Source organism: Frankia nepalensis (assembly GCF_016786325.1).
In the GTDB taxonomy this organism is placed as follows: domain Bacteria; phylum Actinomycetota; class Actinomycetes; order Frankiales; family Frankiaceae; genus Pseudofrankia; species Pseudofrankia nepalensis.
This window is the reverse complement of the sequence record NZ_JADWYU010000203.1, coordinates 1-14844: the sequence shown is the minus strand read 5'-3', so window position 1 is coordinate 14844 and position 14844 is coordinate 1. Positions and strand designations below refer to the sequence as shown.

General features: G+C 74.2%; 12 protein-coding genes. 3 read left to right on the top strand and 9 right to left on the bottom strand.

Annotation, left to right across the window (positions count from 1 at the left end; all coding sequences use genetic code 11):
- Positions 1–23 precede the first annotated feature (23 nt).
- The 4 genes from I6A81_RS31925 to I6A81_RS31910 all read right to left on the bottom strand — a co-directional run bounded on the left by I6A81_RS31925 (position 24) and on the right by I6A81_RS31910 (position 4110).
- Positions 24–860 (bottom strand): carbohydrate ABC transporter permease, encoded by an 837-nt coding sequence (locus tag I6A81_RS31925; protein WP_203007200.1) that lies wholly within the window; start codon positions 858–860, stop codon positions 24–26.
- Positions 847–1638, bottom strand: coding sequence for a carbohydrate ABC transporter permease (locus tag I6A81_RS31920; RefSeq protein ID WP_307875054.1), 792 nt, complete (start codon positions 1636–1638; stop codon positions 847–849). Before I6A81_RS31920 ends, I6A81_RS31925 begins: the two co-directional genes overlap by 14 nt.
- Before the next feature lie 283 nt (positions 1639–1921).
- Entirely contained in the window at positions 1922–3247 is a 1326-nt protein-coding gene (locus I6A81_RS31915) for an ABC transporter substrate-binding protein (protein WP_238430428.1), read from the bottom strand.
- Positions 3248–3255: 8 nt separating this feature from the next.
- Positions 3256–4110 (bottom strand): MBL fold metallo-hydrolase, encoded by an 855-nt coding sequence (locus tag I6A81_RS31910; RefSeq protein WP_203006070.1) that lies wholly within the window; start codon positions 4108–4110, stop codon positions 3256–3258.
- A 440-nt stretch (positions 4111–4550) separates the two neighbouring features.
- On the opposite strand from I6A81_RS31910, the gene I6A81_RS31905 reads away from it, so the two are divergent.
- Positions 4551–6920 carry a WD40 repeat domain-containing serine/threonine protein kinase gene (locus I6A81_RS31905; protein ID WP_203006069.1) on the top strand — a complete coding sequence of 790 codons (2370 nt, stop codon included), beginning with the start codon at positions 4551–4553 and terminating at the stop codon, positions 6918–6920.
- Between the two features lie 70 nt (positions 6921–6990).
- On the opposite strand, the gene I6A81_RS31900 is transcribed toward I6A81_RS31905, so the two are convergent.
- Positions 6991–8223 carry a nucleotide disphospho-sugar-binding domain-containing protein gene (locus I6A81_RS31900; RefSeq protein WP_203006068.1) on the bottom strand — a complete coding sequence of 411 codons (1233 nt, stop codon included), beginning with the start codon at positions 8221–8223 and terminating at the stop codon, positions 6991–6993.
- A 364-nt stretch (positions 8224–8587) separates the two neighbouring features.
- On the opposite strand from I6A81_RS31900, the gene I6A81_RS31895 reads away from it, so the two are divergent.
- Positions 8588–9565, top strand: coding sequence for an LLM class flavin-dependent oxidoreductase (locus I6A81_RS31895; RefSeq protein ID WP_203006067.1), 978 nt, complete (start codon positions 8588–8590; stop codon positions 9563–9565).
- A gap of 124 nt (positions 9566–9689) precedes the next feature.
- On the opposite strand, the gene I6A81_RS31890 is transcribed toward I6A81_RS31895, so the two are convergent.
- From I6A81_RS31890 to I6A81_RS31875, 4 genes are all read right to left on the bottom strand, one after another.
- Positions 9690–10070: a rhodanese-like domain-containing protein gene (locus I6A81_RS31890; protein WP_203006066.1), complete on the bottom strand. Its 381-nt coding sequence runs from the start codon at positions 10068–10070 to the stop codon at positions 9690–9692.
- A 53-nt stretch (positions 10071–10123) separates the two neighbouring features.
- Complete coding sequence (locus I6A81_RS31885) at positions 10124–10861, bottom strand: cysteine dioxygenase (protein ID WP_307875053.1); 738 nt, start codon at positions 10859–10861, stop codon at positions 10124–10126.
- A 521-nt stretch (positions 10862–11382) separates the two neighbouring features.
- A complete protein-coding gene (locus tag I6A81_RS31880) occupies positions 11383–13722 on the bottom strand; it encodes a CaiB/BaiF CoA-transferase family protein (RefSeq protein ID WP_203006065.1) in 2340 nt (779 codons plus the stop codon).
- Between the two features lie 57 nt (positions 13723–13779).
- Positions 13780–14088, bottom strand: a complete 309-nt coding sequence (locus tag I6A81_RS31875) for a hypothetical protein (protein WP_203006064.1) — start codon at positions 14086–14088, stop codon at positions 13780–13782.
- A 6-nt stretch (positions 14089–14094) separates the two neighbouring features.
- Between I6A81_RS31875 and I6A81_RS31870 the strand changes: the two genes are divergently transcribed.
- Complete coding sequence (locus I6A81_RS31870; RefSeq protein WP_203006063.1) at positions 14095–14733, top strand: DUF6226 family protein; 639 nt, start codon at positions 14095–14097, stop codon at positions 14731–14733.
- Positions 14734–14844: the final 111 nt, after the last annotated feature.

Genomic DNA, 14844 nt, shown 5'->3' with positions numbered 1-14844 from the left:
GTCGACGTCATGGAGGTCATCGGCTACCTCAGTCCGGACTGGAGAAAGGCGTCGGCGATGCGCCGGGACGCGAGGAAGTAGACGGCGACGACCGGCATCGTCGCGAGCATCGCCGCCGCCAGCAGGGGGCCGTGCTCGGGGCCTTCCTGGGTCTCGAACATCTGCAGACCCACCTGGATCGTGGTGTGCTCCGGGCTCGGCGCGACGAGCACCGGCCACAGGTACTCGTTCCAGGTGGTGATGAAGACGACGATCGCCACGGCGCCGAGCGCGCCGCGCAGCAGCGGGAGGACGACGCGGCGCAGCGTCTCGGCGTGCGTCGCGCCGTCCAGGGTGGCCGCGCCGATCAACGTCGGCGGTATCGCGCGGATGTGCTCGCGCAGGAGCAGGACGGCCAGGGCGCAGGTCGCGAGCTGGGGGACGATGAGCCCGACGAAGGTGTCCCGCTGGCCCAGCCGCGCGACCATCAGGAAATGCGGGATGATCAATGCCTGGGGAGGGACGACGAGGGCCACCGTGACCAGGCCGAGCACCACGCGCTGGCCACGGTGGGCGAAGCGGACGAACGACCACGCCGCCAGCAGGCCCGCGGCGAGGTGCAGCACCGTCACGCCGGCCGCCGTGACGAAGGTGTTGAGCAGCAGCCTCGCGACCGGGAACTCGCCCAGGGCGTACCGGTAGTTCTCCAGCGTCGCCGGCATCGGCAGCGGGCTCGCGCCGTAGACGTCGCTGCCGGGTTTGAAGGACGCCGAGAGCGCCCAGAGCATCGGGAAGAGCATCCCGAACACGGTCAGGATCAACACGGCGTGCCGGGTGACCGCGGCGGCCGTGGCCCGCGGGCGCCGGTCATGGCCGGGCATGGCGCCTCCGGAGGGGAGCGGACACCGCGAACAGGACGGTGAGCAGGACGACGATCGCGACGGCCGCCGCCGCTCCCGTCCCAGCGTCGAAGAAGACGAAGGCGTAGGTGTAAAGGCGCAGGTAGGCGTTGTCCGTGCTGTTGTCCGGGCCGCCCTGGGTGAGTACGGCGATGTTGGTGAAGGTCCACTGGCCGGCGAAGACGACGCACAGGAAGGACATGAGGACCGTCGTGCCGGTGAGCTGCGGGACCACCAGGTGACGGGTGATCTCCCACTCCGTCGCGCCGTCCACGCGCGCGGCGTCGAGGGCGCGGCCGTCCAGGGAGGCCAGGGCCGCGCCGTAGAGGAGCATGTTCAACGCGACGAACTTGCCCGCCGTGATCAGGGAGATCGCCCAGAGCGCCGTGTCCGGGTCGCCGAGCCAGTCCTGCTCTGGCAGGCCGAGACCGCCCAGCGTCAGGTTCACCACGCCGCCCAGTGGGTCCAGGATGAAGCGCCAGGCCAGCGCGGTGGCGACCGGGGCGAGCACGACCGGCAGGAACAGCAGCGAGCGGTAGGTGTCGCTCGCCCGGCCCGGCCGCTTCCACAGCATGACGGCCAGCGCCATCGGCACCACGGTGGCGAACGGCAGCATCGCGAGGACGTAGAGCCCCGTCCGGGTGAGCGCGTGCGGGAACTCGGGCTCCTCGGCCAGCCGGCGGTAGTTGTCCAGCCCGACGAAGGAGCGGTCCGGGGAGGTCAGGTCCCACTCCAGGAGGCTGAGCACGCCGGTGAACACCAGCGGCCCGTAGACCCAGACGGCGAGCGAGACCAGGACCGGGGCCTGGTAGAGCCAGGGCGCCAGCCGCTCGCCGGTGGCGGGGGGGGGCCCCGGGGGGGCCCCCCCCCCCGCGCCCGCGCCCCCCCGCCCCCCCCCCGCGGGGGGGGCGCGCGCCGCCCCCCCCCCCCCCCCCCCCCCCCGGCCGCGGCCGCCCGGGCACCGGCCGCGGGGGACGCCGGCGCGTCGGTCTCCGGCGACGCGCCCTGGTCGCGCGGCGGTTGGCTCGTGGCGGTCGTCATCGTCAGGCGGTCAGCCTTCGGATCTTGTCCGCCGCGCTGGCGAGCGTCGGGCCGGGATCGGCCCCCCGCAGCACGATCGGTTCCACCGCCTCGTCCTGCAGCGTCACAACGGCCTGGTTCGCCTTCGTGCCGTTGAAGGAGGTGTAAGGCGTGACCGTGTCCAGCTGGCTGATCGACGGTTCGAGGAGCTTCATGATCGGCGTGTCGGCGAGCTTGGTGGCCACCGAGTCGCGCAGCGGCAGGTAGCCGATCCGCGACGTGATGATCTCGAAGCCTTCCTCACTCGTCACGAACTTGATGAACTCCCAGGCCGCCCGCTTGTGTGCGTCGTCGCGAGCGAGAACGGCCAGCCCGGCGCCCGAGTACGTGGGCTTGGCGGGTTTGTCGCCGAAGGCGGGGAAGCCGGCGGTGCGCAGCTCGAACTTTCCGTCCGCGGCCTTCTGCGCGCCGGCCATCAGGGCGGTGCTGGTGACGAGCATGCCGAGCTTTCCGCTGTTGAACGCGGCCACCGCGCTGTCCGAGTTGACCGCGGGCTGCGCGCCGGACGTGGTGAGGTCCTGCATCGTGGTCAGGGCCTGAACCGCCGCCGAGGAGTCGACGGTCACCTCCCCGTCGCCGCCGACGAGGCTGCCGCCGTTGCTGTTCACGACGGACTGGGTGAGGAAGTCGGACTTGCTGGTGTCGGCGATGGCGTAGTAGACGCCCTCCGAGCCCTTGGCCTTGATGGCGAGCGCGTACTCCCTGACCTCCTCGATCGTGGCCGGTGGCTTGGCCGGGTCAAGGCCGGCCGCGCGGAACAGGTCTGCGTTGTAGTACAGAATCGGAATCGACATGGTGTAGGGCATCGACTTCACCAGGCCGTCGTCCGCGACCGCCGAGAGGATTCTCGGCGACATTCCGGCGGTGTGTTCCTTCCATTCTGCCTCCGGCGGGATCTGCTGCACGGGAACGACCGGCAGGGCCTCCACCGCCTCGGCCATCTTGCTCCAGCCGATCTGCGCGACGTCCGGCGGCGTGCCGGCCGCCGTGTCGGTGCGCAGTTTGGTGAGCACGTCCTTGACGGGAACACCCTGCGGCTTGATCGTGATGTTGGGATGAGCCTTCTCGAAGGCGTCGATGAGCGCCTGCGTGCCCTGCCCGCCCAGGCCGGGCGTGCCGTAGTTGTAGGAGAGAAAGGTGATGGTCACCTGGGTCGCGCTGTCGAGAGTCGGAATCGCGCCGGGCGTCGGGGAAGTGGAGGTGGGAGTGGAATCCTCGCCACAGGCGGCGAGAAGTCCGACCGCGACGACCACGGCGGGCATCAGGCGCCAGCCACGTATGCGGCCCATCAGGCCTGTCATCCCATGACCTTTCGGGAGTATCGGACATCGAACTGCCCGGCCGGCGCGGCAAGGCGCACCGGCCCGTCGAACACCCGCTCGGCGTCCGCCTTGCGCGCCTCGAGCCAGCGCGCTTCCGCGGTCGCGAAGTGGGTCAACACCAGTTGCCCGACGCCGGCCGCCCGCGCGACCGTGCCGGCCTCCGTGGCACACAGGTGACCGTGCGCGGTCCCGTCGGGGACCGCCAGCGTGGCCTCGGACAGCAGCAGATCAACGTTTCGGGCGAGCGGGACCAATGCATCGGTGAATCCGGTGTCACCGGTGTAGGCGAGGCTTCCCCCGCTGCTCTCCACCCGTATCCCGCAGTTCGGCACCGCATGCCGCAGCTCATGCAGGCCGATCTCGAGATCGCTGATGGTGAAAAGGTCACCCGGAGTGTACTCACGGACCTCGAAGGCCACCTCGAACGCCTTGTCGAGCAGTGGGATGGTCGTGACGGGAAAGAGCGTGGCGAGCGTGTTCAGGGTCTCCCGCCCACCGCGCGGAACATACAGCGGCACGGGCAGCCTGTCGACGTAATCCGCCATCTCCGGCAGCGTCGGAATGGTCATGAGACTGCCCATCGACCGATGCACCCGGCCGGCCAGCATTGCCTTCCCCAGAGGCAGGAGGTCATAGCAGTGGTCGAGGTGAAGATGGCTGATGATGACGCCGTCCAGATCCCACGGCCGCATGACCGCGCTGAGCGCGGTCATCGCGCCGGGGCCGCAGTCGAGCAGGACCCTCGTCGAGTCCGTCTCGACCAGATAGCTCGAGCTGCACTGGCCACCGGCGGGCATTCCCGAACGGCAGCCCAGGACAGTCAGGCGCATGTGAGATCCGTTCTGTCGCTTCAGCGGAAGCGGGCCGCGAGCTGGGCACGGCGCCCGCCCCAGCGATACTGGGCGCGCCGCGAGGCATCGGCAACGCCGAAATTCCGAACCCGCGATTCACGATTTCTATCGCCGACGGCGCCTGCCGCCGGCCCGGGTGTGGCGGGACCAGCCGCGGAACACGGCCCCTCGCCTTCCGGCTGGGAACGGGCCGCGTCAGGCGGGGCACGCCGGGCGTTCGACGGGCTGCCGGCCGGCGGACCGCGGCAGGTCCGGTGACGCCGACAGTCCGGCGCCGGTCCGTCGCGTACCGCGGCAAGTTCACGACTCTGGCGACCGTCCCTCGAGTCGTACTGCCACCATGTCCGGAAACGGGGAACGCGGGGAGACACAGTGAGCACGAGTCCGGCGTGGGCGGCCTGGCGCGGCGGTGAGGCGCGGTGACCGCGGACCCGCCGAGCAGAACGACCGGCCCGTCCGGACCATCCGGCCCCTCGGGCCCGTCCGGCACGCCGTTGCTGGCCACCGACCCGCGCCGGGTCGGCTCCTACACCCTGCTACGCCGGCTCGGCCGCGGCGGGATGGGCGTCGTCTACTACGGGCTCAGCCCGCGGGGGCGGCCGGTGGCCGTCAAGGTGATCCGGCCGGACGTGGCCGCCGACCGCGAGTTCCGCGCCCGGTTCCGCCGCGAGGTCGCCAACGCCCGTCGCGTCCGGGGGTTCTGCACGGCCGAGGTCCTCGACGCCGACCCGGACGGCGAGCCCGCCTACCTCGTCACCGACTACGTCCACGGCCCGACGCTCGCCCAGGCGATCAGGGAACGCGGGCCGCTGCCCGGCCCCGACCTCGAGCAGCTGGCGATCAGCGTGGCGACGGCGCTGACGGTGATCCACGGCGCCGGCGTGGTCCATCGCGATCTCAAGCCGGAGAACGTCCTCCTCTCCGCGACCGGCGCCCGCGTCATCGACTTCGGGATCGCCCGCGCGCTGGACGCGGCGACCGCGCTGTCCCGGGAGATCCGGCGCATCGGCACACCGGCGTTCATGGCGCCCGAGCAGGTCGCGGGTACCGAGATCACGCCGGCGGCCGATGTCTTCGCCTGGGGCGGCGTCATCGTGCACGCCGGGACCGGCCGGCTGCCGTTCGGGGACGGCCCCACCGATGTGATCTTCTACCGCATCGAGACGAAGGCGCCTGACCTGTCAGGCCTGCCCCTGCCACTGCGGGACATCGTCGCGACGGCCATGCGCAAGGACCCGGCGGACCGGCCGAGCGCCGGTGAGCTCTACGGCATGCTGCTCGGTTCGACGGCGCCGGGGACGCCGGGACGCTCGGCGCCTCGGCCGAGCGTCGGCCGGGAGCCGGCCGAGCGGCCGGGCCCGACGACGACCCCGCTCCCGTTGCCGCCTCCCCCTCCGGCTCCGCGGGACAGCCGGCCCGGAGTGCCGCCCCCGGGCATCGAGGCGCGCCCACCGGTGCCCGCCGCGCCGCCACGCCGGCGGCGTCCCCGCCGCCGGGCGCTGGTGGCGGCGGCCGCCGCGCTGGCCGTGGTCGTCGCCGCGGTGACGACCACGGTGCTGCTCACGCGCTCCGGCAAGGGCGAGCCCGCCGCCGAGGACCTGCCGGCCGCGTCCCGGACGCTCGCCGCGCGGGCCACCGCGGCCGGGCCGGCGGATCGCGCGCTGTCGCTGCGCCTGGCCGTGGCCGCCTACCGGCTGTCCCCGACCGCCGAGGCACGCGCGGCCCTGCTGGCGGCCGCGGACCGCCAACTGGTCACCCGCGCGACGCTCACCGGGCACACCGCCGAGGTCATCTACGTCGCGTTCAGCCCGGACGGCACGGTGCTCGTCACCACCAGCGACGACGGGACCGCCCGGGTGTGGGACCTCACCAGCCCACAGCCGACGACCGTCGCCACCCTCACCGCGCACACCGGCGAGGTCAACGGCGTGGCGTTCAGCCCGGACGGCCGGACGCTGGCCACCGGCAGCGGCGACCAGACCATCCGGCTGTGGGACGTCACCAACCCCCGCGCGCCGGCCCCGCTGGGCGTTCTCACCGGCCACACGGCGCCCGTGTTCGGCGTCAAGTTCAGCCCGGACGGCCGGATTCTGGCCAGCACCGGCAGCCTGGACCAGACCGCCCGGCTCTGGGACGTCTCCGACCCGCGCCAGCCAGCGCCGCTGGCCACCATCACCGGCCACGCCGGCGCCGCCTGGGGCCTGTCGTTCAGCCCGGACGGCCGGACGCTGGCCACCGCCGCGACCGACCAGAAGACCCGGCTGTGGGACATCTCCGACCCGCGCGCGCCGGCACCGCTCGCCACCCTCACGGGCCACACCGACTACGTCCTGGACGTGGCGTTCAGCTCGGACGGCCGGACGTTGGCCACCGGCAGCGGTGACCGCGCGGCCCGGCTGTGGGACGTCACCGACCCACGCCAGCCGCGAGAGCTCGCCACGCTCGCCGGCCACACCAACGCGATCTACGGCGTCGCGTTCAGCCCGGACGGCGCGACGCTCGCCACGACCGGCCGCGACCAGACCGCCCGGCTCTGGGACGTCGCGGACCCGCTCCGGCCGCGGGCGCTGGCCACGCTCGCCGGCCACGACGACCACGTGTACGGCGTGGCGTTCAGCCCGGATGGCGCGACACTCGCCACCACGAGCCTCGACCGGACCACGCGGCTATGGGTGATCGACCCCGACGAGCTCGCCGGGCGCGCCTGCGCCACCCCGGACGGCCAGCTCACCGAGGCGGAATGGGCCCGCTACCTGCCGGACCTGTCCTACCGGTCACCCTGCCCCTGACCCGTTCTTCCGCCAGGCCTCGCCGGCATCGCCAGGCCCGCCGGCGTTGTCGCGCGGCCGGCCCCGCCCGTCAGGCGCTCGCCAGGTCGAGGACCTGGGCCGCGAGATCGGTGGGAGTCGGCATAGCCCGCATCTCGGCCTGGACCTCGCGGGCGCAGGCGCGCAGGTGCTCGTCGCCCACCAGCGCCTCGAGGACGCCGGTCGGCAGGTCCGCGTCGGCGACCAGGTCCAGCGCGAGGCCCGCGCCGCGCTTCACCACCACCTCGGCGGTGTGCTGGTGGTCGAACAGGTGCGGGATGACCAGCTGCGGGATGCCGGCGTCGAGCGCGCCCATCGAGGTACCGGCGCCGCCGTGGTGGACGACCGCCGCGCAGGTCGGCAGCAGCTGGGTCAGCGGCGTGTAGCCGATGGTCCGGACGTTGGCCGGGAGCGCTCCGAGCGCGCTCGGGTCCGCGTTGCCGAGCGCCAGCACGAACTCCGCGTCGACGGTGGCGGCCTGCTCGACGATCCGGCCGACCACGCCGTGCCCGCCGCCCGCCAGCTGGGGAACCAGGTTGCCGAGCGTCACCGCCACCCGGGGGCGGGCCGGCGGCTCGCGCAGCCAGTCGGGCACCACGGCGCCGCCGTTGTACGGGATGTAGCGCATCGACCAGCCGCGCGGCGCCTCGGCGAGCATGCTCGGCGGCGCGACGTCGATCGCGTACCTGCGGGCCGGCAGGTCGACCCCGTGCCGGTCGAACACCTCGCCGCCGAGGACGCGCAGCAGCTCGTCGATGCCGTCGGTGCGCAGGAATCCGAAGCCGTGCTCGATGGCGGGCACGCCCAGCTTCGCCGCGGCGGCCAGCGCGCCGACCGTCATCGGCCCGTAGACGATCACGTCAGGGCGCCACTGCTCCGCGAGGTCGACGAAGCGGTGCATCATCGCGAAGAGGGCGGTGATGTCGTCCTCGGGCAGCATCTGGCTCACGTGCGGGAGGAACCCGGCGTACTCGGGGGCGTCGGCCAGTTGCTCCGACACGTCGGGCACCGCCGTCGGCGCCGCCTCGCCCGCCGGCGCGGCGGGGCTCGCGGCCTGTCCGCCGCCCGGGCCGGCGAGGGCGGCCAGGTCGAAGGCGTTGAGGAAGCCGGCGATGCCGCGGCCGGGCAGGAGGTCCACCATCGGCAGGCCGGCTCCGGTGATCTTCACGACGTCGCCACCGCTCGCCACCAGCACGTCGGCGCCGGCGGCCCGCAGCGCCCAGCACAGCGGCACCGTCGGCAGGGCGTGGCTCAGCTCGGGAAGTGTCGCCACCAGCACGCGCATGCTTTCCTACCGTCCGTCCCGGTTCGTGCCCGTCACCGCCACGACCCTACGGGCATGCCGCGCGGCCGGCCGAGCGGCCCCACCACTGGCGGGAGAGGACGCCCCGGCGGGGCGGGAGAGGACGCCCCGGCCGGGCGCCCCGCCTCACCGGCGCGGGGCACCCGCCCCATGCCATGGCCGGCTCCCGCTCCCCCGCGGATCCACCGGCGGACCCGGCGTCGGCGGACCGGAAGGTGCGAACATGGGTGGCCAGACAGGGCGGACGACCATGGTCATCGCGCGAGCCGGTCCCTGAGACCGGCGACGCCCCGGGCGCCTCCGTCCGGGACCGGCCGGCCAGCCACCGCGACGCGAGGAGAAACCTGTGTTCACGTTACGTTTCGACATGCGGGCACCGTCCACGGGAGCGCCGGCGACCGAGCTGTACGCGGCCGCGCTGGAGATGGCCGCGTGGGCGGAGGCCCGGGGCTGCCTGGCGACGACGGTGTGCGAGCACCACATGTCCGACGACGGCTATCTCCCCTCCCCGCTGCTGTTCTCCTCAGCGCTGGCCGCCCGGACGAACAAGGTCGCCATCATGGTGGCGGCGGTGGTGCTGCCGCTGTACGACCCGATCCGGCTGGCCGAGGAGATGGCCGTCCTCGACATCATCAGCAACGGCCGGGTCTCCTACGTGACCGCCGTCGGCTACCGGCCCGCCGAGTACGAGATGTACGGCGTCGACTTCCGCCGCCGCGGGAAGATCGCCGAGGAGAAGCTCGGCCTGCTGCTGCGGGCCAAGACCGGCGAGCCGTTCGAGTACGAGGGCCGCCGCATCCAGGTCACCCCGAAGCCGCTGACCCCAGGCGGCCCGATGATCGCGTGGGGCGGAGGCAGCATCGCCGCGGCCCGGCGCGCCGGCCGCCACGGCCTTGGATTCCTGGCCCAGGGCGCCGCCGACGGCCTCAAGGAGGCCTACGAGCAGGCCTCGCGCGACGCCGGTCATGAGCCGGGCATGTGCTACCTGCCGTCGCCCGACTCGCCCACGACCGTGTTCGTCGCCGACGACCTCGACCGCGCGTGGGACGAGCTCGGCTCCTACCTCCTGCACGACGCCGTCAGCTACGCGGCGTGGAACGAGAACGACGGGACCACCGCCAGCCTGTCGTTCGCCACGACGGTCGACGAGCTGCGCGCCGAGAACCGCAACCACATCATCCTGACCGTCGACCAGGCCATCGAGCGGGCCCGCGCCGGACAGATCCTCGGGCTGCAGCCCCTCGTCGGCGGGCTTCCCCCCGAGATCGCCTGGCCATACCTGCGGACGGTCGCCGACAAGGTCATGCCCGCCCTCGCCTCGTAACCGGCGCGCGTCAGCCTCACGGCGAGCCAACGGGCCTCCCCCTGGCGGCGCCTCGCGCGTCGCCACGTCCGTCGGGCGCCGGCCGCCGGATCGGGAAGCGGGCGCCAACCGCCGGCGCCCCTGGTCAGCCCGCGGGCGCCGGGGATCCAGGCGTGGTGGGCAGGCCGGCCGCCCGCCAGGCCTGGTAGCCGCCGACGACGTCGGTGGCGTACCGCAGCCCCAACTCCTGTAGAGCGGCAGCGGCCAGGCTCGAGGTGTACCCCTCGGAGCAGAAGACGATCACGCGCAGGTCGTCGCCGGTGGCGACGGGGAGCCGGGCGTCGCTGGTCGGGTCGAGCCGCCACTCGAGCACGTTGCGCTCGATGACGAGGGCACCCGGGATCTCGCCCTCGTCGGCGCGCTGCGCCGCCGGGCGGATGTCGATCAGGAGCGCCCCGCTCGTGCTCTCGGCCGCGGCCTGGGCGGGGTCGATCCGGCGCAGCCGGGCGCGGGCCCTGGCAAGCATCGCGTCGATCCGGCTACCCCCTGTGACAGTGGCGGCGCCCCCGGCGTGGCCGCTCATCGGTCGGCGGCCGTCGTCATGGCGGGCCGGCCGTCGGCGGGCGCGGCCCAGCCGCCGGTCACCGGGGCGGGGGCGAGAGAGACGGATGTGGCCGTGACGGCAGTGGGGGCGATGGGAGTCGAGAGCCGGCCGGCACGGGTGGTGTCCGAGGAGGCGTAACGCAACGGGAGCTCCGGAGGCGAGTAGGCATGGATGGTGGTGGCCGGGCCCTGCGCGCGGTTGACGACCCGGTGCACGTGGTCGGCGGCGAACCGGATGACCTCGCCCCGGCTGTGGCGGCGGGTCCAGCGCTGTTCCCAGGATCCCGCGCGCGCCGTGTGGACGTCCTCCTCGACCTCCCCGTCCGCGACCGCGAGCGCGCCCAGCGCCCCGCCGTGGTCGTGCACCTCGGTGTGCTGGCCAGGCGCCCAGCCGATCAGCCAGACCTCGACGACCCCGGTCAGCAGCAGCCGGGTGTACCAGCGCCGGTCCGGGTCGTGGCGCACGACGGGCCGCCACAGCCCGTCCGCGGCCGCGAGCCGCCCGGCCAGTTCGGCCAGGGTCACCAGATCCAGCGGCGCGCCGTCGTCGCGCAGCACCTCGGCCGCGAGCGTCCCGGTGAGCAGGTCGGCGAGCCCCGGTCGCGGTGAGGCGGCGGCGCCGGGGTGACGCGTCGCCGGCCGCGCGCCGGCCGGGCCCAGGGCGGCGGCGTAGGAGGGGGGCAGACCCATCAGCGCGGGATGGACAAGAGGCACGTCAGGCTCCAGCGGTTCAGCGCGCGGCGCGCGGTGAGGGTGGCGCCCCGGGGCCGCTCCGCGGGAGCGGAGGGACCGGGAGCTGCCAGGCGGGGAGGCGCGGGACGACGGTCGGCGTCGCGGCCGGCGACCAATATCTCTTCTTTCCGACCTAGAAAGTTGAGAAATGGGAGCGGTCAGCCAGGCACGCGGATGTCCCCGGACGTGGATCCGGTCGGTGGGGTGCCCGCCGCCGGTCGAAAGGCGGCGAAGGACGTGCCGGTCGGCGAGACAGACCGAGGGGGCGGGCTACCGGAAGCCGGCCGGCGGGCGACGCGGAAGCCGCCTACCGGGGACCTGGGCTACCGGGGACAGGCGCCGCTGGCCAGTCGACCGAGGTCCGTGACGCGGTCACTGTGCAGCAGCAAGGGGGCGCCTGCCATGACCCGATGGTAACCCGCCCCCGGCGCGGTTCCCACCGCGGTGGTCCGCTTCGTTGGTTGCCCGGTCGCGGTCACGCCGGCTGGCGGCCCCGCCCCGAGCTACGTGACGCCGCGCGGGACGGTTCCGAGGACGCCGCCCGCCGCGAGCTCGGCCAGCAGCGCCTCGTCGAGTCCCAGCTCGCCGCCGAGCACCTCGGCGTTGTGCTCGCCGAGCGTCGGCGGGCGGCGCCGGTGCGCCCAGCCGCCCGAGGCGGCGCGGACCGGCAGCCGCGGCAGCGGGACGGTCCCCGCCCACGGCAGCTCGAACGGCTGGTAGGAGCCGCGCGCCGCCAGATGGGGGTGGTCGTGGACGAACCGGCCGTCGCGGACCTCGCCCGCCGGGATGCCCGCCGCGAGCAGCCGGTCGACGAGCGCCCCGCGTTCCTGGCCGGCGGTCCACGCGGCGAGCCGTGCCTCGAGCTCGTCGGCCCGCGCGCGCCGGCCGTCGGCGGTGGCGAGCCCGGGGTCGTCGGCCCAGCCCTCGAGGCCACTCAGCGCGGCGAGCGCTCGCCACTGCCCGTCGTCGGCGACGGTGAGAGCGACCCAGCGGTCGGGCTCGGCCGTCGGGAACACACCCTGCGGGGCGGCGACCGCGTCCCGGTTGCCGAGCCGCTCCAGCAGGACGCCGTCGGCGGTCCAGGCGAGGACCTGCTCGCTGGCCATCACCAGCGCGGCCTCCGCCAGCGGCGACTCGACCAGCGTCCCCGCGCCCGTCCGGCGGGCCGCCAGCAGCGCCGAGGCGAGCGCGAACAAGGAGTTCGCGGCGGCCATCGGGTCGGCGGGGCCGCTGGGGTTGTGCGGGTCGGCGTCCGGGTAGCCGGTTCGCCAGCACAGGCCGGAGAACTGCTCGACGGTCTGCGCGTAGCCGACCATCGACCGGCGCGGCCCCGTCAGCCCGAACGCGGGCATCCGGAGCATCACCAGCCGCGGGTTGATCGCATGGACGGCGTCCCAGTCGAGCCCGACCGACTCCAGCACCCGCGGCGAGTAGTTCTCGATCAGCACGTCGGCGTCGGCGATCAGCCGCGCCAGCAGATCCCGGCCGGCGGCCACGGAGAAGTCCACGGTGATGCCGCGCTTGTCGCTGTTCCCGCCCAGGTAGAAGACGCCGCACTCCCACCAGTGGTCCTGGGTCGCCGGGACGAGGCCCGCCAGCCGGGCGCCGTCGACGCGCCGGGTGCTCTCCACCTTGAGCACGTCCGCGCCGAGCGCGCCCAGCGCGGTGCCGACGTATCCCCCGACCCACCAGGTACCGAGATCGAGGACGCGCAGGCCGGCGAACGGGAGCGCGTCGTCCGGGCCGTCGGCCGCCGCGGCGGCGCTGGTGGCCGCGGCGCCGGTGGGGGGTGGCTCCTGGCCGCGCCGCGGCCGCACGCCGTCGAACAGGAACGGGGGCGCCGGTTCGAGCAGGCCCGGATCCAGCGCGTTCGGCTGGTAGAAGCCGCGGTCGACGAGATGCGGGTCGGCCAGGATCGTGCGGCCGTTGTGCACGGGCGCGCACGGGATCCGGAAGGCGGCGGCCTGCTCGACGATCTCCGCGACGGTGTGCCGCCGGGTCCAGGACCGCACCGCGGCGGTGAACTCGTCGTACCGCTGGTAGCGGCCGGCGTGTGACGTCATCTGGGGGTCGGCGAGCCAGTCGGGGCGCTCGATCAGGACGAGGAAGTCCTCGTGGTTCTGGGCGGAGGCCAGGTTGAAGCCGACCCAGCCGTCGGCGGCCGGTTCCACCGACGGGTTCAGCCGGTGGCGGGCGGGCGGCGTCGCCGGCGAGGCACCCGCGAGGGAGGCGCCGATGTCCTGGAACAGGTTGGTGGCGTACGCCGTGACCTCCAGCACCGGGGCGTCGACCAGCCGGTGCGCCCGGCCGCCCTGGACGGCCGCGACGGCGGCCGCCGCGGCCATCGCGCCGGTGATCCACAGGCCCTCGGAACTGCCGGTCATGAGCGGCGGCCGGTCCGGCAGCCCGCGCATCGACAACGAGCCGGACTCGGCCTGGATGGTCAGCTCGCTCCACGGCCGGCCGGCGCCGGCCCACGGCCCGCGCAGCCCCCAGGGAGTGATCACGACGACGGCCGCGTCACCGAAACCGGCGAGGAACTCGTCGTCGGGGGCGTCCGGAAGCTCGAGAATGACGACGTCGGCGGCGAGCGCGGCGACCTCGGCCAGGGTGCCGGGCCGCTCGTCCTTGCCGGAATGCAGATAGGCGGCCAGCGCGGGCCTCGGCAGCGAGACTCCCGGGGCACCGACCCGGGTGACGTGGGCGCCGGCGTCACGCAGCATCCGGCCGGCGTAGCCGCCGGCGATGGAACGGGACCACTCGGCCACGCGCAGGCCGGCCAGTGGCTGGCCAGCCGGGGCCGAGGCCGTCGCTAAGTGGTCGGGTTCGGGCCGCGCCGTCATGTCAGCTCACCGCCATCAGGTCGCCCAGGCCGCCCAGCCACTCCCCCGGGTACACGATCAACCCTCGGTACGCCTGGACCGCCAGGTATTACCGACGCGGGCGACGACACCGAGATCGGCGCCGGTCCCGCCGTACAGGCACATCACTGTCTGGACCCGTGGATCGAGGCGGCTACCGCCCACCAAGGCCACGATGCCCTGTTCCTCTTCATACGACCAACCGCCGGCCAGACGCCAGGCAAACAGCGAGCCGCGCCCCCACACGCCGCGCCGGTCCGAACAGTCGGCCGCGGTCATCCGCCCTTCCGGTCGAGCCGCCCAGGGCCACAAAAACGCGTGGCCGCCGGCCCCGAAGGCCGTCATCATGGCCGCGTGCTCACCGAGGACGCGCTGCTCGCGGCCGTGGACGCCCGCTTCGCCCAGACGTCGCGGGGACTGTCGCCGTGGCCGGATCCGCATCCCGACCGGTCCCCGGTCGACGAGGAGTATTCGCGGCTCACCAACCCGGGCAGATATCGGATTCTCGGCGCCCGGATCGAGGCGTGGTTCGCGGCCCTCGCCGACGCCGGACTCGCGCGGGTGGAGCGGAACGCGGACGCGCGCTGGGAGCGCGTGCCCGGAACGCGCATCACCAGGACCGACCGCGCCGTGCCCCACGCGGCCGGAGCACTCCCCCTCGTCGTCGCCCGTAGCCGCCTCGGCGACGTGCCGGACGCCGGGATCACCCTGGGCGTCGGGGACCCGGCCAGCTGCCTGGCGCTGGTCCCCGACTGTGGCTGCGACGCCTGCGACACCGGCTCCGACGACGAGCTCGAGAACCTCGACCGGCACATCCTGCCCGTCGTGACCGGAACCTTCCGCCGGCTGACCGCCGGCGACCGCGTGATCACGGTCACCGCCGACGGCTGGTCGGCGGCGAACCTGCCCCGCGGCGACGCGGTCGCCGCCGTCCTCGCCGACCCGACCGGATGGGACGAGGTCAGCGGCCCGTCGTGGCTGCCCGGTCGGTAGGGCGGCCAGTGCCGGCCCCGCCAAGGCCGGCCCTCTGTCGACGTCGGACATGATCGCCGTTTCTGCCCCGGCGGGGGGGGGGGGGGGGGGGGGGGGGGGGGGCGAGGGGGT